Source organism: Desulfothermus naphthae (genome assembly GCF_054657475.1).
Genome location: NZ_BAAHYQ010000003.1, coordinates 104,269 through 124,117 on the forward strand (window position 1 = coordinate 104,269; position 19,849 = coordinate 124,117).

Here is a 19,849-nt window from a genome sequence, read left to right on the forward strand (position 1 = left end):
CTTTCAATGAATTTGTTCTAATTTTTAACAAGATCTGTTTTTGGTGCTAATTTGTTGATAGCTTGTTGTGATGGGACCTGGATTATTAAAACTTCCTCTACTTGAGAGAGATTGGCATATGGTTTTAAAAAGACCTTTTTAAATAATGAAGTAGGTTCATTTTTTATTGAAGAAACTGCACCAACAGGAATACCTTTTGGGAAAATTCCTCCAAGACCAGATGTAACAAACTCTTCTCCAACAGCGAGATGTGCTGTAATGGGGACATATTTAACCTCAATTTTTTCTTCATTTCCCAGACCTTGAACAATCCCTTTGACCCTGTGAACAGCGGATATAACAGGAATTCTAGAATTGGTATCAGATATGAGCAGGACTGTAGAAAAATGCAAGGATGTGTTTAAAATTCGCCCCACAAGTCCTTCAGGCACTATTACAGGTAAGTCTTTTTTAATGCCTTGCTTTGTCCCCACATCTATAAGAATACAATTTAGAAATTCTGAGTCAACCTGTTTGTATAAAAGCAGCCTGGCTCCTATAAATTTCCACCTTTTTTTTTGTGTAAATTTAAGGAGTTTTCTTATCCTTTCCCACTCTCGTACTTTTATTTTTAAAGAGATGTTTTCTAATTCCAATTTTTTAATTTTTTTTTCCAATATCTTATTTTCTTCTCTGACCCTTCTTAGGTCTATGTAATTATACCAGAACTCTTTAATCTCCTGCTGTATTTTTTTACCTGGAAGGAGAATCATTCCCACTATATTTAATCCCCATTGTTTAGAAATCCAATCCAAATGATGGGTCTTTATATTCCATGTAAAAAGACCTAAATATAAAAGGGTCAAAAGGGCAATCCAACACATTAGTGTTTTTAAATTCTTCATAAGAATTTTTTATCTATAAATCTTTTCATATTAGTTGATTGTGCCCAATAGGGATTTAATTTTTGATGACTATTCTATTGTTACTTCTTTTAACATATTTAAGTTATCCAGAACCATTCCTGAACCCATAACCACAGCGGTTAAAGGATCATCCACTATTGTTATAGGAAGCTGGGTTTCTTCCATAAGTAGTTTATTTATGCCCCGCAAAAGTGCACCACCACCTGTTAAAACAATCCCTCTATCCACTATATCTGCTGCAAGTTCAGGGGGGGTTTGTTCCAGTGTAATTCTCACTGCTTGAACTATGGAATTTACATCCTCAGAAATTGCTTCTCTGATCTCTGGGGTAGATACCTCAACGTGTTGAGGGATGCCTGAGACCAAGTCTCTACCCTTTACAATGATTTTTTCAGAGTCATATTCTCCAGGATAGGCTGAACCAATCTGCTTTTTTATCCTCTCTGCTATACCAAGTCCAATTAACATGTTATATTTCCGTTTAATGTAGTGGAGTATGGCTTCATCCATTTTATCTCCACCAACTCTCACAGACTTACTATATACAATGCCAGCAAGGGAAATTACAGCTACTTCAGTGGTACCACCTCCAATGTCAACAACCATATTTGCTGTGGGTTCAGTTATTGGGAGTTTTGCCCCAATAGCCGCTGCCATGGGTTCTTCAATCAAATATACTTCCCTTGCACCAGCGCTTTGAGCAGATTCCTTTACTGCTCGCATTTCCACCTGTGTAATTCCAGTTGGAACACAGATCACAATCCTTGGTCTAACCAATCGTCTGCTATTGTGTACCTGGGAAATAAAATATCTGAGCATGGCCTCGGTTATTTCAAAATCTGCAATAACCCCATCTTTCATGGGCCTGATGGCAACTATATTACCAGGTGTTCTGCCCAACATCCTTTTTGCCTGATCTCCAACAGCTACTACCCTGTTATTACCCCTTTTGTCCTTTTTAACAGCTACAACAGAAGGTTCATTGACAACAACCCCTTTACCCTTTACATACACAAGGGTATTGGCTGTGCCTAAATCAATTGCCAGGTCATTTGAAAAAACGCCCAATATTTTATCAAATATTTTGCTCATATGCATATTCTCTCAATTTTTTTTTAATTATGGATAGAATAGAAACCCTATATTTTTCATATTTAAAAATCAAATTAATAACTCACAAAGACCTTATCTTAAAAATTTTTTTATCTCCAATTAAAAAAAAGAGCCCCTTAGAACCAGACATAAAATCCAAAGCTGGAGAATTAGCCCAAGAATTTTTTACACACTATTTTATTAAAAAAGAAGATCCTCCACCTATAGTCCCTTTAAATTGGAATATTGTTACCCCATTTCAAAAAAAGGTATTTATTACATTAATCAAACACACAAAGTTTGGACAATCCATAACCTATCAGAAACTTGCCCACTTAATTGATCTTAAAAATGGACAAAGGGCAATTGGCAGGGCATTAAATAAAAATCCCTGGCCAATAGTAATACCCTGTCACAGAGTGATAAAAAAGAACAATTATATAGGTGGTTTTTCATCTGGTAAACAAGTAAAAAAGATATTACTTTTACATGAACAAATTCACTTTTTTGATGACTCAATCTAATTCCTCTGGACCTTCCAAAATCCCCACTATGGAAATTCCATACTCATTGGCCAGAGAAATTGCTCTATCTTTTTCGAAAAAAAGGCTCTTTTCAGCTTCTATAGCAAGGATGCTGGCTCCTGCTTTTTTCATGATTTCTATTGTCTTAACTCCCACGCTGGGCTGGTCAACCACAGCACTCTGATTAGGTTTAAAAACTTTAATGACTACTAACTCTCCTTTTACCAGTGACCCTGCCCTTTGTATAGTATCATTAGTCCCTTCCATTGCCTCTACAGCAACAACCATTTTATTTTTTACTACTATTGTCTGACCTATGTCCATTTCTCCAAGCTTTTTTGCAATAGGCCATCCATATTTTATACTTTCTTTTTCTCTTTTATTCGGCTTTCTCTTTGTCAAAATTCCCTTTGGGGTCTTAAGAGAAGGAACATAATTTGTAGGTGGAATAACAGAAAAACCTTCCTCTACAAGTTCATCTATCACAGCTTGAAGTAGTGTATTGTCTGAATGAGCTCTGAGTTTTAAAAGCAATTTAGCAGCTCTAAAGTCTGGTCTGATGTTTAATGCTTTGGGTTTATTTATGGCCCCTGCAAATATTATTTCTTTTACGTTATTCTTTTTGAAAAAATTTATAAGCTTTCCAAACTGTCCTAGATGTATCCACAAAACATTCTCAGAAATAGCCGATATTTCTTCCCTTGTATGACCTGTTATTGCCACTATATAGGGCTCATTTCCTGTATCTTTCACTCCTTGTGACACTAAAAAAGGAAAATCTCCTTCTCCAGCTATTATTCCAACTCTATTTAACATAACTTTATTCTATTATTTTATTTTTTTTGGTGGAACTATCCCTCTTTTACTATTTTTCACAAAATTCACAAGTTCCATAATCATATCATGGTTTCCAAACTCAACCTGAATTTTTTCAATGGCCTCATCTTTTTTAAGTCCCTCTCTCCACAAGATTTTATAGGCCCTTTTTAGCTTACTGATATCTTCTTTAGAGAATCCTCTCCTTCTAAGTCCGACCAAATTAAGACCATGCATGCTCCCTCTCTCGCCTGCAATCAAAGTAAAAGGAGGAACATCCTGGGCAACACCTGTTAATCCTCCAATATAGGCATATTTTCCTATTCTCACAAATTGATGTATTGCACTTAGCCCTCCTAAAACAGCTCCTTTTTCAATTATAACATGTCCTGCTAAAGAAGCTGCGTTAGCCATTATCACCTCATCTTCCAGAATACAATCGTGGGCAACATGGGCATAGGCCATAATCAGACATCTAGATCCTATTTTTGTGACGCCTCCACCATGTTTTGTCCCTCTATTTAAAGTAACATATTCTCTAATACAATTATCATTTCCAATAATTAAATAACTCTCTTCCCCTTTAAATTTCAAGTCCTGAGGCGGACCACCAATACACGCATAGGAATGAATATGATTATTCCTTCCCATTTTAGTAAATCTTTTAATCTGGGCAAATGGCTCTATTCTGCAACCATCTCCAATTTCTACCTCTGATTCTATAACCACATAAGGACCAATATAAACATTATCTCCAATAGTTGCATCTTTATCCACAATTGCTGTTTTATGAATCTCTGTGGCCATTTATTTCCCCCTATCAACCAATGCTGCTGTGAGGATTCCATCAGTTGTGAGTTTATCTTCAACCCATGCCTCGGCCTTCATTTTCCACATATTCATCTTATGTTTTAAATAAAATGCCTTTAAAATGAGCTGGTCTCCTGGGTAAACAGGTTTTCTAAATCTCACCTTCTCTATGCCTGTAAATAAAAAGAGCTTTCCCTCTGGCAGGTTTTCCATGCTATATATTGTCAATAATCCCCCAGCCTGGGCCATAGCCTCAACAATAAGTACACCTGGCATTACTGGATAATCAGGAAAGTGTCCCTGAAAATATGGCTCATTTATTGTCACATTCTTAATCGCAACTAAAGATTTTCCTTTCTCAAACTCAAGTACCCTATCAACCAATAAAAAAGGAAATCTATGGGGCAGTAATTCTAAAATTTTTCTTATATCCATAAATTTATCCATAATCTATCTATCCTGATTACCTGTTAACTGTTTTTCAAGAATATCTAATTTTTTCTTTAACTGTTTGAATTCTTTATATATTTCAGGAAGCTTAGAAATAACAGAACATGTTCGTAAAAAACGATTGTGTTCCATTATAGGTGAGCCACTGTATATACCTTTTTTCTTTATATCTTTAGGAACGCCGGATTTTGCACCAATAATAACTCCATCTGCAATATTTAAGTGACCAACTACTCCCACCTGTCCTGCCAGTATTACATTTTTTCCAATATTAGTTGAGCCAGCTATACCAACCTGGGCCACTAAAACAGAGTTTGCACCAATCTTTACATTATGACCAATTTGAACCAGATTATCTATTTTGGTTCCTTTACCTATTTTTGTCTCACCTAAGGCTGCTCTATCCACTGTTGAATTGGACCCTATTTCTACATCGTCCTCAATTACCACTTTACCAATTTGAGGGAACTTTTCCCTGCCCTCATCTCCCATTGCAAATCCAAAACCATCAGAACCAATTACCACTCCAGGATGTAGAATCACTCTATTTCCTATCTCACATCCTCCCATTATCACCACATTTGGATATATTGTGCATTTATTACCAATAGATACATCTTCTCCTATATAAACCCCTGAGAAAATTTTGGTTTTTTTGCCAATTTTTGCCCTTGGACCAATATACACATAAGGATAAATAACCACATCTTCAGCTATTTTTGCATCTTCATGAATATAGGAAAGCTCACTGATTCCTGAAAATTCTCCCTGCTCCTTTGCAAATAAAGACACAACCTTTGCAAAATCAAGATATGGATTGTCGCTTATAATACAATTTTTTACTTCACTGGCATAAGAAGGTTCTAATATAACCGCTCCTGCTCTTGTAGATTTTAGATATTTCGCATATTTAGGATTAGCTAGAAATGATATTTCTCCTTCTTTTGCATCCATTAATGTATTACAACCACATATTTCCACATCTTTGCCAATAAATTCTCTCTTTAAAAAAGCACCAAGTTCGCTTAATCTATATTTCATGTATCTATCCATCCATGTTATTTTTTCTTTTTTCTAGTTCTCCATGCCTTATTGAATTCAACTATTACTTCTTTGGTAATATCTACTGTGGGACTATTATAAACTACCCCACTATTTCTCTTATCTATTATCAAAGTAAAATTCTTTTCTTTGCCATATTTTTCCAATACTTTTTCTAGTTCTTTTACAATAGGTTCCCTCAACTGACGCTCTTTAATACGCATCTTTTGCTGATATGTGGAATATAAAGTCTTAAACTCCTGCACCTTTTGTTTGTATTCCAATTCCTTATCTATTTGAGCTTCTTGAGTTAACATAAGTCTTTGTTTTTCAAGTTGAGCCCTCAGCTTATCTATTGCTTGCTTTTTCTTATCCAGTTTATCTTTTAAACTTTTAAATTCAGCCTGTAGTTTAGCGATTGCAGCTTTACCTGCCTCACATTTTTCAAGTACTGCCTGTAGATCAACCACTCCAATTTTTATATTTTCAGATAAAACTACATTTGGCCAAATAAAATACATGATCAAAATACAAAATAAAAACTTTTTCATAATTGTCCTCCTGTTTGTTATTTATTAAAAAAATGTTCCAACAGAAAATTCAAACTTTCCCTGATTGTCCTTTAGATCATCCAAGGGATACCCATATTCCAACCTTAAGGGGCCCATTGGAGAATTCCATCTTATACCAAATCCAACACTTTTATATAGATCCAAATCATACATCTCGTTTTTATCCCAAACATTTCCTGCGTCAAAGAAAACAAGCCCTATAAGTCCAATATCCTCCTTTACTGGAAAGGTTAATTCCCAATTTGTAAAATACATCTTATAACCTCCTATATCATTACCTGCACTATCATAACAGGAAATATCTCTATAATCATAGCCCCTTACACTGTTTAATCCCCCCAGATAATATCTCTCAAAATCAGGGACATCATCTCCGGTATTTTTAAATAGCCACCCCATTTCAAAGTGAAGATTAAAAGTAAGTTTCCAGAATACATTTTTATGATAGCCAAACTCATATTCGAATTTTATAAAATTGTCATCTCCACCAAGTATACCACCTGAATATTCGAGGGATATCTTGTTCAAACTCCCTTTTGTAGGATTAAAAATTCTATTAGTTGAGTCTCTAACCAGTGCAGCATAAACAGAATTCGCCCAGTTCTTTCCCTCTATGTCTTCTATTTCATCACTCACAAACTCGTCAAGGTCATAGACCTTATATTTTTCCGTGGAAAAATTCCAATAAATTCTAGAAAATCTTCCAACTGAATATCCAAATCTCAAGGAGCAGCCAGTCCTGCTTAATGTGTAGTCATCATATTCCCTTTCTGTATTGAAAAGATCTGTCCCAATACCTAGCGGTCCATCATATAAATTCGGGTTCCAGAAACTCAAAGAATAATATGAAGAAGAGCTACCAAAGCTGCCTTGAAAAGATAGTTGATATCCCCTCCCAAAAAGATTTCTCTCAGTTATTTTGCCTGTAAAAAATACACTATCTATACTTGAATAACCTGCGCCTGCACTAAAAAAACCTGTGCTTTTCTCTTTGACTTTTACCTTAAGATCCAGCTCATCCTGTTTTTTTGTTGGCACTGTCTCTATATTTACCTCATCAAAGTAGTCCAGTTTAGTTAACATTTCCTTTGAAAAATCTATCTTTTTGGCGCTAAATTTGTCTCCATCTGAAATAGCAAGATATCTCCTTATTACATTTTCTCTGGTCTTGGTATTTCCCTCTACTTCAACCCTGTTGATAAATACCAGCTGCCTCTTAATTATATCAAAAATAACATCTACCTTTTTTTGTTCTAATTTTCTGGAAATATTCACATTAACCTCTGCAAAGGCATATCCATAATCTGCATAAAATTTTCTAATGGCTTCTGAATCATCCCTGAGGACTGATCTATCAAAATATTTATCTTTTTTCTTTAATTCATCAAGTTTTATAAGGTTTAAGAGTTCTTTTCTGGGTACAATTAAGTCTCCTTGAAATTTTATATCACCAATTTTATATCTGGTACCTTCGATTACTGTATAAGTAATATAAATCCCATGTTTTTTAAATTCTACCTGTGGTTGTCCTACTTTTACGTCTATAAACCCCCTATTTGCATAGAGTGCCTCTATTGCAGCAACATCTCTATCTAAGAGCTCCTCTTTAAAGATACCGCTCCCTGTTAGCCATGAAAACCATCCCCTGGTTTTTAAGGCCAGGACATCCTTTACATCATCTTCATCTAATTGTTTAACTCCTTTAATAGTAATTTTTTTAATATAAAGTTTATTACCCTCTTGAATATGTAAGATAAGCTCAGCCCTTCCAAGGGATATCTCTTTTACATCATAGGATATTCTAACGTTATAATAACCCTCCTTTTTATATAATTCTCTAATTTTCTCTAGATCTGAACTTAGCACCTTTAAATTTAAAAGCCCTTTAGGTTTGGTATCCATTACTTCTAAAATATCATCTTTATCAATATTTTTGGCTCCTTTTATCTTAATTCTTCCTATAATAGGCTTTTCTTTTACAATAAAAGTAATTATTTTACCCTCTGCTGTATCTTGAACATCCACAGAAATGTCGTCAAAGTATCCAGTTTTATATAATCTTTTTAAATCTTCATCTATTGTCTTTAAATCAAATACACTACCTTTAGTTGCTTTTAACCTCATTAAAACAACATCAGAACCCAACACTTTATTCCCTTTAACCCTTATATCCTTTATTACCATTTTGTGAAAAACAGCTTCTTTTACTTGCTTTGCCAGCAATGACAGAGCTGACATTAACTCTAAAATGGAATTTTTTGATATGGAAATTGTTCTAGTACCACCCAATTCATATGGGTCAATGACCATAGCATCAATGCTAAACCCTTCTCCTATTTGAGTAAAACTTCCATATAAACCAAAATCTGCTCCAGCCAGGATTGTGAGATCTTTAACTATGCTTGAATCTAACTCAGTAATTCCCTGCTCTTGAAGTAAAGCCGTAGTATCTTCCAGGGGAAAAACAGAAAAACCTCTTTTTTCCAGCTCTTTTTTTATGAGTTTTGGGAGGTCTTCAATTAAATAAGAATATTTGGGTGATCCATTGTATCCAAAGGGCAGGACTAGGATAGTTTTTGTTTTGCAATGTCCAAAGGAGGTAAAAAAAACACTCAAAACTATAAAAAAGACAAAGACTTTCCTCATTGAATTTTCCCGTGTTTAAGTTTTAATATCCGGTCCATTAGCTTGGCAAGTTCCATGTTATGGGTCACCAATATTATTGTAAGACCCATCTCTCGATTTAAGTTTTTTAATATTTCTCCCACCTTTGCAGCATTTTTTCTATCTAAATTACCTGTTGGCTCATCAGCAAGGATTACTTCAGGCTCTCCTATCAGTGATCTGGCAAGGGCAACAAGCTGCCTCTCACCACCAGATAAGGTATTAACCATCTGCTTTTTCTTGTGTTCCATACCAACTAGACCAAGTACAAAAAGGGCTCGTTCAAATGCCTTTTTTTTCTTAATCCCCCTTATAATCAGGGGCATGGCAACGTTTTCCAGCACATTGAGTTCAGCAAGGAGGTGGTGGAATTGGAACACAAAACCAACATATTTGTTTCTAAATAAGGCCATTTGAGCATCATCCATTGATGTCAAATCCTTGTCTTTAAAAAAAACCCTTCCATAACTTGGTCTATCTAATCCTCCAAGTATGTGCAACAAAGTACTTTTTCCAGAACCTGAGGCACCCACAATAGCAACACTTTCGCCTTTTTTTATATTTAAATTTATTCCCTTTAAAATACTTAATCTTTCATTGGGTAATTCAATATCCTTTGTCACACCCTCTACCTTATATAACTCTTTATTCATACCTCAGCACCTGTGCTGGTTCTACATTTGCGGCCTGAGATGCTGGATAAAGGGTAGCTAAAAAACATAGTAACATTGCTACAATCCCTATAGTGGCTAGATCTATGAAAGTGTATTCAACTGGAAGGTAATCTAAATAATAAACATCCTGGGGCAATTTTATGAATTGATATTTTTCAATAAGGTATCCAAGCCCTAGTCCAAATATATATCCAATAGTGGTACCAACAAACCCAATTAAGCTTCCCAATAACACAAAAATCCTTTTGATTTCTCTCTTTGTTGCTCCCATTGACATCAAGATAGCTATATCCTTTTTCCTCTCCATAACAAGCATAAAAAGGGTTGTAATTATACTAAAGGACCCTACTAAGACAATCATCGCCAAAATTATGCCCATTGCAAATTTCTCAAGTTTAAGGGCGGAAAACAAATTTTTATTCAAATCAATCCATGTTTGAATAAAATAGGTAGGACCAAGGATTTTTCTGAGGTGCTTGGCTATATCTGGTGCCTTATAAATATCATACAAACTTACCTCAATCCCTGATACTACATCTTTTTTAAATCCCATTAATTTTTGGGCAGAAGATATATTTGTATAAATCAGAGAAGAGTCATATTCATACATGCCAGTATCAAAGATTCCGACCACTTTGAAGACCTTGATTTTTGGAATAAATCCAAAAGAAGAAGTTCCCCCAGTGGGACTCAAGATATTTAAAAAACTTCCCCTTCCCAATCCCAGTTTAAAGGCAAGTTCTTTTCCAATAATAAGTGGAGGAATAGATGAAGAGGACAAATCATCTATAGATCCCAAAACCAAATCTTTATCTAACCTCAACACCTTTTTTGCCAAATAAGGATCAATACCTCTTAAAACAACCCCTTTAACGCCCTTTTGGGAACTCACCATTACTTCACTATACAAAAAGGGCATAACTCCTTTTACACTCTGAACCTTCTTTATCTTCTCATATACCTTTTGATAATCTGCAATTGGACCTTCCAAACTGGTTATGATCAGCTGGGCATTCACCCCCAAAATCTTATCCTGAAGATTATTGGAAAACCCATTCATCACACCTAAGACAACAATTAAAGCAGCTACTCCTAGTGCAATACCTGCAATAGAAAAAACAGATATAACAGAGATAAAACTGTGTTTTCTTCTACTCAAAAGATATCTGGTAGCAACAAAAAACTCAAAGGATGACATAAGCTACTTATCTTTTTCTGGCTTAAGCAAAGGGAATAATATAACTTCCCTTATGGATGGAGAATCTGTAAACAACATAACGAGCCTGTCAATTCCAATACCTTCACCAGCAGCTGGGGGCATCCCATATTCTAAGGCACGGACATAGTCCTGGTCCATAAAATGTGCCTCTTCTTCTCCTTTGGCCTTTTCTTTTACCTGTTCTTCAAATCTCCTTTTTTGATCCCTGGGATCGTTTAATTCAGAAAAAGCATTTGCCATCTCCCTTCCTGCAATAAAGAGCTCAAACCTGTCTGTAATTGATGGGTCTTTGTCATTGCGTCTGGATAGGGGGGAGACTTCAGTTGGGTAGTGATAAATAAAGTGAGGCTGTATTAACTTTGGCTCAACCAAAAGATCAAAGAGTTTTGTTTGAATCTTTCCAAGACTATCATACTCCTTTACATTCTCTCCAAGTTCCAGTACTAGATTTTTTGCATTTTTAATGTCTTGATACTGTTTCTTGGAAAGCCCGCCTATTTTCTCCAATGATTCATAAAAACTGAGTTTGTTCCATGGAGGAGTTAAATCTATTTCTTTACCCTGATAATTTATTTTCAAGGACCCCAAAATCTCTTGAGCTAGATATGAAAACATATCTTCTGTAATCTTGATTAAATCATTGTAGTCAGCATAGGCCATGTAGAATTCCAGCATTGTGAACTCAGGATTGTGCTGGGTAGATATTCCTTCATTTCTAAAATTTCTATTGAGCTCATAGACCTTCTCAAATCCACCCACCAACAATCTTTTTAGGTACAGTTCAGGTGCTATTCTTAAAAAAAGTTTCATTCCCAAGGCATTATGATAAGTCTCAAAGGGTTTTGCAGTAGCACCACCTGGAATAATCTGCATCATAGGGGTCTCAACTTCCATAAACCCCCTTTGATCTAAATATTGTCTAATTAATTTTAATATCATGGTCCTGGTCCTAAAGATATCTCTCACCTTTGGATTGACTATTAAGTCAACATATCTCTGTCTGTATCTCGCCTCCACATCTTTTAGGCCGTGAAATTTTTCAGGAAGAGGACGAAGAGACTTGGTCACCAGCTCAAAATCACTTACATTTAGAGTAAGTTCTCCTGTCTTTGTTAAAAAAGGCCTTCCTCTAAGTCCAATTATATCGCCAATATCCAGTTTTTTGAAAAATTTATATTTATCAATGCCAAGCTCTTTTTGTTGCAAAAATATCTGAATTTTATCAGTTCCATCCTGTATATGTGCAAAAGTTGCCTTGCCAAAGGATCTTATGGCCATTAACCTTCCGGCTATTACACTTTCTTCTTTAACCTTTTCCAGCTCTTCCTTTGAAAGAAACTTATACTTTTCTTTGATTTCCAGGATATCCTGTTTTTTTCTAAATGTGTTTGGAAAGAGATTTACTCCTTGTTTCTCTAACTTTTCTGCCTTTTCAAATCTCTGTTTTATTAAGTTACTTTTGCTATTTCGCCCGCTCAAGTTTCACTCCTTAAGAAATATTTCTGGGAACTGTGGCACTTGCCTTATCCCTGTTACCAACTAGCTACTTTCCTTAAAATTGATTCCTTTAATATTTTCTCTTTGCCCTTGTACCCTTAAACAAAAAATTCAACAATCAAAGTTTAATAAGTTAAAAAGATTCTCCAGTCAAGGAATTTGAAAGGTCCAAAGGAATCCGAAAAGAAATTTGGTTAACAAGGATCATATACAAGACATAAAACTATTAAAAGATGCCTTGCTTTATAGACATAAAAATGTTATATAAAAACTTAAGCATTGCAATTTTGCTAAAAATAAAAAAATCAGAGACAAAAAATTGAGAGGAGGACTAAATTATGATTGAGAAAACAGGGCAATTAATGAATTCCCTTTTATTTGGATTTTATGATAAAGATAAAGATAACAGTGACTTACTAAATAAAGTAGTGTTTGATGTAGCTACAACGAGTTTTCAAGAAATTAGTCTTGCGGCAAAACAAATTAGTTCAATTTACACAGAACTTAGTAAAAGTGAAGGAGAAGAAGTACTCTCAGGATTTCGAGAATTTATCCAACAAATGGCATTAAATTATGATACAAAAACCAGTTCTTTTACTGCTCTCTTATGGAAAGATATGTTACAACATGGAAATAAACAGGCCCTTTCTTCTCTTTTTGAAAATTATTCTTTTCTTCAGGAAAATGATAGAGAACTTGGCAATTTATTAATGAATCTATCGGTTTCTACATATGAAAAATTTGGATACAATACTGCTTCTAGTTATATTTCTTCTGTAAACAAAATTTTTGAGGTGGGAAGAGAAAGTGATAATTTAAAAGGTACCTTGAAAGATTTTTTGTCTACCTGGAAAGACATCTCTAATTTAGAGGATCTTTCTCTAAGACAAAGACAGAATAGTTTAGAAAATTTCGCTACAACCATAAAAAATAGTAATTCATTGGAGGATATTCAAAATTCCATAAAAAATTACAAAAATAATCTTGCATAATCTTGTTTGTGTTAGAATTATCAACTCCAGCTTGAAATTTCTTTAGGAAGTTTAAGAAATAAACATTCTTATTAATCCTACGAAAAATTTACAGAAAATTTGTAACCATCAAAATCTTTAGATATTTTCTTTCCCATGAAGGCTACTCCGCAACAAACCATTGCTGAAGAGTTTTATCAGGTGTCTCTTCCTGTTTTAGAAAGTTTTCCAAAATTCAGTCCTCCCCTTAATCTCTATTATTTTAATGAAAAGGTCAATGACCTTCAATTATACGTAAAAAAAGGAAAGAGACTTTCCAAAGAAGAACAGGAAGAATTATTTAATTTATGTAAGCAAGGTAATATATTTGTGGCAAGATCTGATTTTCCTGTTTATTCTGAACATATAAGTAAACAACTTGATCTCATTTTACAGGACACAAACCTGCATGAATCAGAGGTTGCAGAAATACTCTGGAGTGGGATACCTGAAAATCTTAAACTCTTTTATCTCCAGCCAGTAAAGTTGGTATTGAACAACATATTACCCAATATCATGGTAATTGGCGAATATCTTAAAAATGATCCCCACAAAATAGTAAGATTAATAAGTAGAGTTAGACCCTCTGATGAATTATGGGTTCAGGCTACAAATGTCCTGGTTATAGGTCTTGGAACTTATTTAAGAGGTTATGAAGGAGAAATTGAAGATAAATTTTTATATTCCCTTGTGATAGGGTTGTCTATGGTGTATGTAGGCAAGAGCAAACTCCCTCTTCACCTCCTTAACAAAAAGAATTTAACAATGGAGGAAGAGAAACAGTATAAACAATATCCTTTACTTGGAGCTAAGATATTAAATAATCATGGAGTTAGGCAAAAAATCGCCCTTCAATGCGTTCTGGAACATTGCGAACGTTTAGATGGTTCTGGATTTCCCCAGAAACTCTCTGGAAATGAGATAAGTGTGCCAGGAAGAATAGCAGCTATAGGGGCATCTTTTAATGAAATGTTGTGCACATATAAAGAAATAAATCCTGAAATAATAAAAAAAATAGCACGATCCTTATCTCAACAACCAGAAAAATTTGATTCAAAACTTGTAAATAGCCTTCTAACAATACTTATACGACTTTGACAAAAGTCCTTGTTTTTTATTAGTTAAGGAGTCTCATGGAATCATTAGTAATCGCTCTTGTGGATCTGACTAATATTGCCCACAACCTACGAGAGGTTAAAAAAATTATATCTTCAAATACTGAGATAATGGCAGTTGTTAAAGCAAATGGTTATGGACATGGAGCTGCTGAAGTGGCAAAGGTTGTTTTACGGGAGGGGGCATCATACCTTGGGGTTGCAAGATTGGAGGAGGCCCTAGACTTAAGGAAAAAAGGAATTTTTCAAGATATACTCATATTTGGATACATCTCCCCTTCAGATTTAGAAATTGTTAAAAAATATAACTTCATAGTTTCAATATTTGATAAAACCCAGGCAACAGAATACATTAAGAAATGCAAAGAATTAGGGTGTAGAATGCGCATCCATATAAAAGTAGACACTGGAATGGGAAGGGTTGGATATGTATTGTCAGATAAAGACCAAAAAAAGCAGGCTATTTCAGATATAAAAGAACTTTTAAAGGTTGATGAATTTTCTGTTGAAGGAATCTATACCCATTTTGCCAGGGCTGATGAACAAGACCTTTCATATTCAAAAATGCAACTTGGTTTGTTTAAAGAATTAATAAATGAATTATCTGAAAGAGTTAATAAAAAAATTAAATATCATGCAGCAAATAGTGCCGCTATTATCCAACTTCCTGATTCCCATTTAGATATAGTTCGTCCAGGTATTATGCTTTATGGACTTTATCCTTCTAGGTATTTAAAAGATAGTACATATGTACAACTCAAACCAGCAATGAGTTTAATTAGCAGGATTGTTCAAATAAAAAAGGTTACATCTGGATTTAAAGTGAGTTATGGATCTACCTATATAACGAAGAGAAGAGCACGCCTTGCTACTGTACCAGTTGGTTATGCAGACGGTTATCCACGGTTATTATCAAATAGAGGTTATGTGCTTATTAATGGTAAGTTTGCCAAAATAGCTGGAAGGATTTGCATGGACCAGTTTTTAGTGGATATAACAGACGTAGATGCTGCAGTTGGGGATAAAGTGGTCCTTTTTGGGAAGTATAATTCTTTTGAATTGAGTGTGGATGAGGTGGCGGAGCTGGCACAAACTATTAATTATGAAATAGTTTCTCAAATTTCCTCCAGGGTAAAGCGTGTGTATATTGGAGATTTTTGATTTGAATAAAAATGTAAAAAATATTTTTGTTTTAACCATTTCTACAATAAAGCTCTTTAAGTGAGGATGTTTATTATGAAAAAAGCCTATAAAGAGGCGCTCAAATTTCTTTATTCACTTCAAAAATTTGGTATAAAATTTGGCTTATCAAAAACAGAAAATTTGTTGGAAAGGCTAAATACACCGCAAAGGGAGTTAAAATTTATTCATATAGCAGGTACAAATGGTAAAGGATCTGTTGCCAATTATTTAAATTTTATCCTCATGAATGCAGGATACAGAGTAGGACTATATACATCACCTCATCTTGTTTCTTTTACTGAGAGGATGAGGATAAATGGGAAAAATATTTCTAAAAGAGATGTAGTACATTATACGAAATTAATTAAAGAGGTCATAAATCAAAGTGAACCCCCCACTTTTTTTGAGGCTGTAACTGCAATGGCCATTAAGTACTTTGCAGATAAAAAGGTTGATATTGTAATACTTGAAACAGGCATGGGGGGAAGACTTGATGCTACAAATATTATTAATCCAATTTTGACTATTATAACTAATGTATCTTTAGAACATCAAGAATTTTTGGGAAATACAATAGAGGATATTACAAAAGAAAAAGCAGGAATTATAAAAGAAAAAATTCCTCTTGTAACAGGAATTACACAAGAGGAGGCCATTCAATTTATTCAGAATATTTGTAAGAAAAAAAATGTTAAAATGTATTTGTTGGAAAAGGACTTCTTTTGTGAAGAAAAGAATGGAATTTACAATTATTTTGGTTTAAAGCAACAATACAAAGGCCTTAAAAATGGACTTATGGGGATTTATCAAAAAAATAATCTGGCTATTTCCCTGGCATCTGTAGAACTTTTAAATAATATGGAATTTTGTATTAAAGATAAACATGTAATTGATGGAGTAAAAGAAACATTTTGGCCTGGTAGAATGCATATAATTTCTGAGAGACCAATTATCTTATTAGATGGAGCTCATAATTTAGCAGCGATGTATGGACTTAAAGGGTCCCTTAAAAATATAAAATATAATAAACTTATATTGATTATTGGAATTATGCAGGATAAAGACATTAAAGATATTTTAGATATAATTGTGCCAGTGGCAGATTTGACTATTTATACCCGTCCAGAATATTACAGAGCCATGGATCCTTTTAAACTAAAAGAACAATATCCAAAAAAACATAATTATGAAGTTCTAAATAGTTTAGAGTCGGCTATTTTAAGGGCAAAGGAGATGGCAATGGATAATGATATGATCCTTATTACTGGCTCACTCTTTACGGTTGGTGAGGCTTTGACTATATTAGATCCTGTCAACTATCCTATAGAAGAGGTGTAAAATCAATAAGAATTCGGCTCAGGGACTTATGGATAAAAACATTACATCAGAACAAGTTACTATAAGTCAAATAGAAAAGTTAAAAAAGAGGAACAAAGAGCTTGAACTCCTATTAATGGAGTATGAAAGGGCCATAGATGCAAGTTCAAGTTATAAGACATTGATGGAGGTGGCCCAGGATTTGATAGAATTAAAAAAGGCCCAAAATGAACTCAAAAAAGAGAGGGATTATTTTAAAAATGTTCTTGATAATTCAGCCGATGCAATCGGTATAGTAGATGTTAAAGGGAGGTTTATTAGATGGAATAAAAGAGCTGAGGAGCTATTTGGTTATAGTTTTGAAGAATTAAAGGGAAAATCATCTTTTGATCTCTATGAAGATAAGGAGACCTTAAACAGGATGTTAACAGAGCTTAGATCAAATGGGTATGTAAGGGACTTTGAGATCAATGTAAAGACAAAAAGTGGAAAAATTTTACCCATGGGGATGTCCATTAGCGTGCTTAAAGAAAGGGGAAAAGTAATTGGCAGTGTATGCGTGGCAAGGGATCTAACGCAAATAAAACAGGCACAAAGGGAGTTAGAAAAAAGCAAGGAAGCTGCAGAGGCGGCAAGTAGGGCAAAATCTGAGTTTTTAGCAAATATTTCCCATGAGATCAGGACTCCTATGAACGCCATATTGGGGTTTACTGAAACCCTACTCAGCGAAACAGTAAATGAGAGGCACAGAAGATTTTTGGAAACAATACTGGCCAGTGGAAGAAACCTTTTGGCCTTAATTGATGATATTTTGGATCTCTCTAAGATTGAAGCAGGTAAACTTAAATTGCAACCAGAACCCATTAACATAAAGAATGTAGTCTATGAAATACGCTCTATTTTTTTGGATAGGGCAGAGAAAAAGGGGTTGGAATTTAAAGTTGAGATTGATCCCAATGTTTCAGATACACTTATTTTAGACGAAGTACGTATAAGACAAATACTTATGAATTTAATCAGCAATGCCATAAAATTTACAGACTCTGGTTATGTAGGAATTAGCCTGACTCAGAAATATAAAAGCCATGGCAAAGCAGATATTGTAATTAAGGTAAAAGATACAGGAATTGGAATACCTAAATCTCAACATGAAGTAATTTTTGAAAATTTTAGACAACAGGATAATCAACAGACAAAGAAGTATGGTGGAACTGGACTTGGACTTGCTATTACAAAAAAGCTAGTTGAACTCATGGGTGGTGAAATTAGTGTGGATAGCGATGAGGGAAAGGGTAGTGTGTTTCAGGTTTATTTAAAGGATGTGGAAATTGGCACTACTTCTTTTACTACATCTTCTTTAAATATACAGACTGAAAGTTGTAATATAAGATTTGCCGGAGGGACTATATTAGTTATTGACGATGTTTTTTACAATATTGAGGTTATAAAGAATTTTTTAGAAGGTACAGGTCTGTTTGTTACAGGGGTAACAAATTCAAAGACTGCATATGAGATGCTTCAATATACAGATTTTGATGTAATATTGATGGATATTCGCATGCCTGAGTTGGATGGCATTTCCCTGACTAAAAAATTGAGACAAAAAGAAAGATTTAAAAATATTCCAATAATAGCTGTAACAGCAATATCCATTAAAGATAAATTGGATGAGATAAATAAACTTTTTGATGATTACCTCTTAAAACCTATTCAAAAGTCCAGATTAATAGAGATACTTAAAAAATTTTTAAAAGTCCAGGATAATAATGTTAAAACCTATTGGTCAGAAGAAATTAATAATATTCCCGACTCTTTTATAGAAGAGATAAAGCGAAATTTTGGGCAAAAAATAGCAAGTATTGATGGGGTTATAGAGTTTAGTGATATATGTGAATTGGCTTTGAAATGGAATGAAGTTGCAGAAAAATATAAAGTTAAAGGGGCTAAAGATGTAGGTCAGTCGCTTATAAATGCTATAAATACCTGTGATATAGTAAGAATAAAAGATATATTGAAAAAAATGAAGAAATTAATAAAAATATGATGAGAGATAAATTATTGCTGGACAAATCAAAGTTAATTTTAATAGTAGATGACAATGTGCATAATCTGCAGGTGCTGGGCAATATTTTACTTAGTGCGGGTTATAATATAGCTGTTGCAGAGAAAGGAAAGGATGTTTTGGTTTTTGTTAAAAATAGAATACCAAATTTAATACTCATGGATATTGTTATGCCAGAGATGAATGGAATTGAGGTGTGTCAGAGATTGAAAAATGACCCTAAAACCAGAGATATTCCTATTATTTTCATAAGTGTTCATAAAGATACCATTGAGAAAATAAAGGCCTTTAGGGCCGGAGGGGTGGACTATATAACAAAGCCCTTTCAAAAAGAGGAGGTATTGGCAAGAGTAAGAGTCCATTTAGAACTACAAAGGGTTAGACAAAAATTAAAAAAAATTAATCTCGAACTGGAAACAAGGATACGTCAGCGGACAAAAGAATTAATTGATACTAATAAAAAATTAGAAGAAATGAATGTTGCCTTGAAGATACTTTTGGAAAAAAAGCAAGAACATAATGAGAATTTTGGAAGGCGAATAATCTTTAATGTAAAACATATTTTAGAACCTTATTTGGATAAATTAAGGCAAACAAGACTCACAAAAGAACAAAGGGAATTAATTAAAATAATTGAACAAAATTTAAATGAGATAATATCACCATACCAGAGGACATTGAGTCAGAAATATGGACTCACTCCCACTGAATTGCAAATTGTGGATCTAATTAGATCCGGGAAGCCAACTAAGGAAATTGCTGAGATTTTGGGACTGTCTAAAAGGACTGTTGATACCCATAGACACAATATAAGAAAAAAACTCGGAATCCTCAATAAAAATATAAACTTGAACATTTATCTTTCTGCCCTTGAAATGGAAGGTAATTAATACGTATAT

18 protein-coding genes are annotated in these 19,849 nt (G+C 34.1%); 7 read left to right on the plus strand and 11 right to left on the minus strand.

From position 1 onward, the window contains the following. Nucleotides 1–17 precede the first annotated feature (17 nt). Together mreC and ACYQ1E_RS12005 are read right to left on the minus strand one after the other, a co-directional pair. Entirely contained in the window at nt 18–884 is an 867-nt protein-coding gene (mreC, locus tag ACYQ1E_RS12000; RefSeq protein WP_459879640.1) for a rod shape-determining protein MreC, read from the minus strand. A gap of 69 nt (nt 885–953) precedes the next feature. Then, entirely contained in the window at nt 954–1,997 is a 1,044-nt protein-coding gene (locus ACYQ1E_RS12005) for a rod shape-determining protein (protein WP_459879643.1), read from the minus strand. 29 nt (nt 1,998–2,026) lie between these two features. Between ACYQ1E_RS12005 and ACYQ1E_RS12010 the strand changes: the two genes are divergently transcribed. Then, nucleotides 2,027–2,521, plus strand: a complete 495-nt coding sequence (locus ACYQ1E_RS12010) for a methylated-DNA--[protein]-cysteine S-methyltransferase (protein ID WP_459879645.1) — start codon at nt 2,027–2,029, stop codon at nt 2,519–2,521. On the opposite strand, the gene ACYQ1E_RS12015 is transcribed toward ACYQ1E_RS12010, so the two are convergent. From ACYQ1E_RS12015 to lysS, 9 genes are read right to left on the minus strand one after another with little or no spacing between them, the layout of a single operon-like run. Then, entirely contained in the window at nt 2,513–3,337 is an 825-nt protein-coding gene (locus ACYQ1E_RS12015; protein WP_459879648.1) for an LpxI family protein, read from the minus strand. The genes ACYQ1E_RS12010 and ACYQ1E_RS12015 overlap by 9 nt on opposite strands. Nucleotides 3,338–3,349: 12 nt before the next feature. Then, nucleotides 3,350–4,144 (minus strand): acyl-ACP--UDP-N-acetylglucosamine O-acyltransferase, encoded by a 795-nt coding sequence (gene lpxA, locus ACYQ1E_RS12020; protein WP_459879651.1) that lies wholly within the window; start codon nt 4,142–4,144, stop codon nt 3,350–3,352. Then, nucleotides 4,145–4,594 carry a 3-hydroxyacyl-ACP dehydratase FabZ gene (gene fabZ, locus ACYQ1E_RS12025; protein WP_459879654.1) on the minus strand — a complete coding sequence of 150 codons (450 nt, stop codon included), beginning with the start codon at nt 4,592–4,594 and terminating at the stop codon, nt 4,145–4,147. It lies immediately after the preceding gene. 3 nt (nt 4,595–4,597) lie between these two features. Continuing rightward, nucleotides 4,598–5,638, minus strand: coding sequence for a UDP-3-O-(3-hydroxymyristoyl)glucosamine N-acyltransferase (gene lpxD / locus ACYQ1E_RS12030; RefSeq protein WP_459879657.1), 1,041 nt, complete (start codon nt 5,636–5,638; stop codon nt 4,598–4,600). A gap of 17 nt (nt 5,639–5,655) precedes the next feature. After that, a complete protein-coding gene (locus ACYQ1E_RS12035; RefSeq protein WP_459879660.1) occupies nt 5,656–6,189 on the minus strand; it encodes an OmpH/Skp family outer membrane protein in 534 nt (177 codons plus the stop codon). A 24-nt stretch (nt 6,190–6,213) separates the two neighbouring features. Beyond that, nucleotides 6,214–8,856: an outer membrane protein assembly factor BamA gene (gene bamA, locus ACYQ1E_RS12040; RefSeq protein WP_459879663.1), complete on the minus strand. Its 2,643-nt coding sequence runs from the start codon at nt 8,854–8,856 to the stop codon at nt 6,214–6,216. Beyond that, a complete protein-coding gene (locus tag ACYQ1E_RS12045) occupies nt 8,853–9,527 on the minus strand; it encodes an ABC transporter ATP-binding protein (RefSeq protein ID WP_459879666.1) in 675 nt (224 codons plus the stop codon). Before ACYQ1E_RS12045 ends, bamA begins: the two co-directional genes overlap by 4 nt. Continuing rightward, entirely contained in the window at nt 9,520–10,746 is a 1,227-nt protein-coding gene (locus ACYQ1E_RS12050; RefSeq protein WP_459879669.1) for a lipoprotein-releasing ABC transporter permease subunit, read from the minus strand. The genes ACYQ1E_RS12045 and ACYQ1E_RS12050 overlap by 8 nt, the downstream gene beginning before the upstream one ends. A 3-nt stretch (nt 10,747–10,749) precedes the next feature. Next, nucleotides 10,750–12,246 carry a lysine--tRNA ligase gene (lysS, locus tag ACYQ1E_RS12055; protein WP_459879672.1) on the minus strand — a complete coding sequence of 499 codons (1,497 nt, stop codon included), beginning with the start codon at nt 12,244–12,246 and terminating at the stop codon, nt 10,750–10,752. Nucleotides 12,247–12,602: 356 nt separating this feature from the next. Between lysS and ACYQ1E_RS12060 the strand changes: the two genes are divergently transcribed. The 6 genes from ACYQ1E_RS12060 (at nt 12,603) to ACYQ1E_RS12085 (ending at nt 19,840) form a co-directional block, all read left to right on the plus strand. Next, complete coding sequence (locus ACYQ1E_RS12060; protein WP_459879675.1) at nt 12,603–13,256, plus strand: hypothetical protein; 654 nt, start codon at nt 12,603–12,605, stop codon at nt 13,254–13,256. 180 nt (nt 13,257–13,436) lie between these two features. Next, complete coding sequence (locus ACYQ1E_RS12065) at nt 13,437–14,372, plus strand: HD-GYP domain-containing protein (protein ID WP_459879678.1); 936 nt, start codon at nt 13,437–13,439, stop codon at nt 14,370–14,372. 35 nt (nt 14,373–14,407) lie between these two features. Beyond that, nucleotides 14,408–15,550, plus strand: coding sequence for an alanine racemase (alr, locus tag ACYQ1E_RS12070; RefSeq protein ID WP_459879681.1), 1,143 nt, complete (start codon nt 14,408–14,410; stop codon nt 15,548–15,550). Nucleotides 15,551–15,625: 75 nt separating this feature from the next. Next, nucleotides 15,626–16,909 carry a bifunctional folylpolyglutamate synthase/dihydrofolate synthase gene (locus ACYQ1E_RS12075; RefSeq protein ID WP_459879684.1) on the plus strand — a complete coding sequence of 428 codons (1,284 nt, stop codon included), beginning with the start codon at nt 15,626–15,628 and terminating at the stop codon, nt 16,907–16,909. Nucleotides 16,910–16,937: 28 nt separating this feature from the next. Beyond that, entirely contained in the window at nt 16,938–18,932 is a 1,995-nt protein-coding gene (locus ACYQ1E_RS12080; protein WP_459879687.1) for an ATP-binding protein, read from the plus strand. Continuing rightward, on the plus strand, nt 18,929–19,840 hold the full coding sequence (locus ACYQ1E_RS12085; RefSeq protein WP_459879690.1) for a response regulator: 912 nt from the start codon (nt 18,929–18,931) through the stop codon (nt 19,838–19,840). Before ACYQ1E_RS12080 ends, ACYQ1E_RS12085 begins: the two co-directional genes overlap by 4 nt. Nucleotides 19,841–19,849 lie beyond the last annotated feature (9 nt).

Coding starts and splice junctions, on each gene's coding strand:
- ACYQ1E_RS12035 (WP_459879660.1), bottom strand. CDS start 6,189: ATGAAAAAGTTTTTATTTTGTATTTTGATCATGTATTTTATTTGGCCA.
- alr (WP_459879681.1), top strand. CDS start 14,408: ATGGAATCATTAGTAATCGCTCTTGTGGATCTGACTAATATTGCCCAC.
- fabZ (WP_459879654.1), bottom strand. CDS start 4,594: ATGGATAAATTTATGGATATAAGAAAAATTTTAGAATTACTGCCCCAT.
- mreC (WP_459879640.1), bottom strand. CDS start 884: ATGAAGAATTTAAAAACACTAATGTGTTGGATTGCCCTTTTGACCCTT.
- lpxD (WP_459879657.1), bottom strand. CDS start 5,638: ATGAAATATAGATTAAGCGAACTTGGTGCTTTTTTAAAGAGAGAATTT.
- ACYQ1E_RS12010 (WP_459879645.1), top strand. CDS start 2,027: ATGGATAGAATAGAAACCCTATATTTTTCATATTTAAAAATCAAATTA.
- ACYQ1E_RS12075 (WP_459879684.1), top strand. CDS start 15,626: ATGAAAAAAGCCTATAAAGAGGCGCTCAAATTTCTTTATTCACTTCAA.
- lpxA (WP_459879651.1), bottom strand. CDS start 4,144: ATGGCCACAGAGATTCATAAAACAGCAATTGTGGATAAAGATGCAACT.
- ACYQ1E_RS12085 (WP_459879690.1), top strand. CDS start 18,929: ATGATGAGAGATAAATTATTGCTGGACAAATCAAAGTTAATTTTAATA.
- ACYQ1E_RS12080 (WP_459879687.1), top strand. CDS start 16,938: ATGGATAAAAACATTACATCAGAACAAGTTACTATAAGTCAAATAGAA.
- ACYQ1E_RS12060 (WP_459879675.1), top strand. CDS start 12,603: ATGATTGAGAAAACAGGGCAATTAATGAATTCCCTTTTATTTGGATTT.
- ACYQ1E_RS12045 (WP_459879666.1), bottom strand. CDS start 9,527: ATGAATAAAGAGTTATATAAGGTAGAGGGTGTGACAAAGGATATTGAA.
- ACYQ1E_RS12015 (WP_459879648.1), bottom strand. CDS start 3,337: ATGTTAAATAGAGTTGGAATAATAGCTGGAGAAGGAGATTTTCCTTTT.
- bamA (WP_459879663.1), bottom strand. CDS start 8,856: ATGAGGAAAGTCTTTGTCTTTTTTATAGTTTTGAGTGTTTTTTTTACC.
- ACYQ1E_RS12050 (WP_459879669.1), bottom strand. CDS start 10,746: ATGTCATCCTTTGAGTTTTTTGTTGCTACCAGATATCTTTTGAGTAGA.
- ACYQ1E_RS12005 (WP_459879643.1), bottom strand. CDS start 1,997: ATGAGCAAAATATTTGATAAAATATTGGGCGTTTTTTCAAATGACCTG.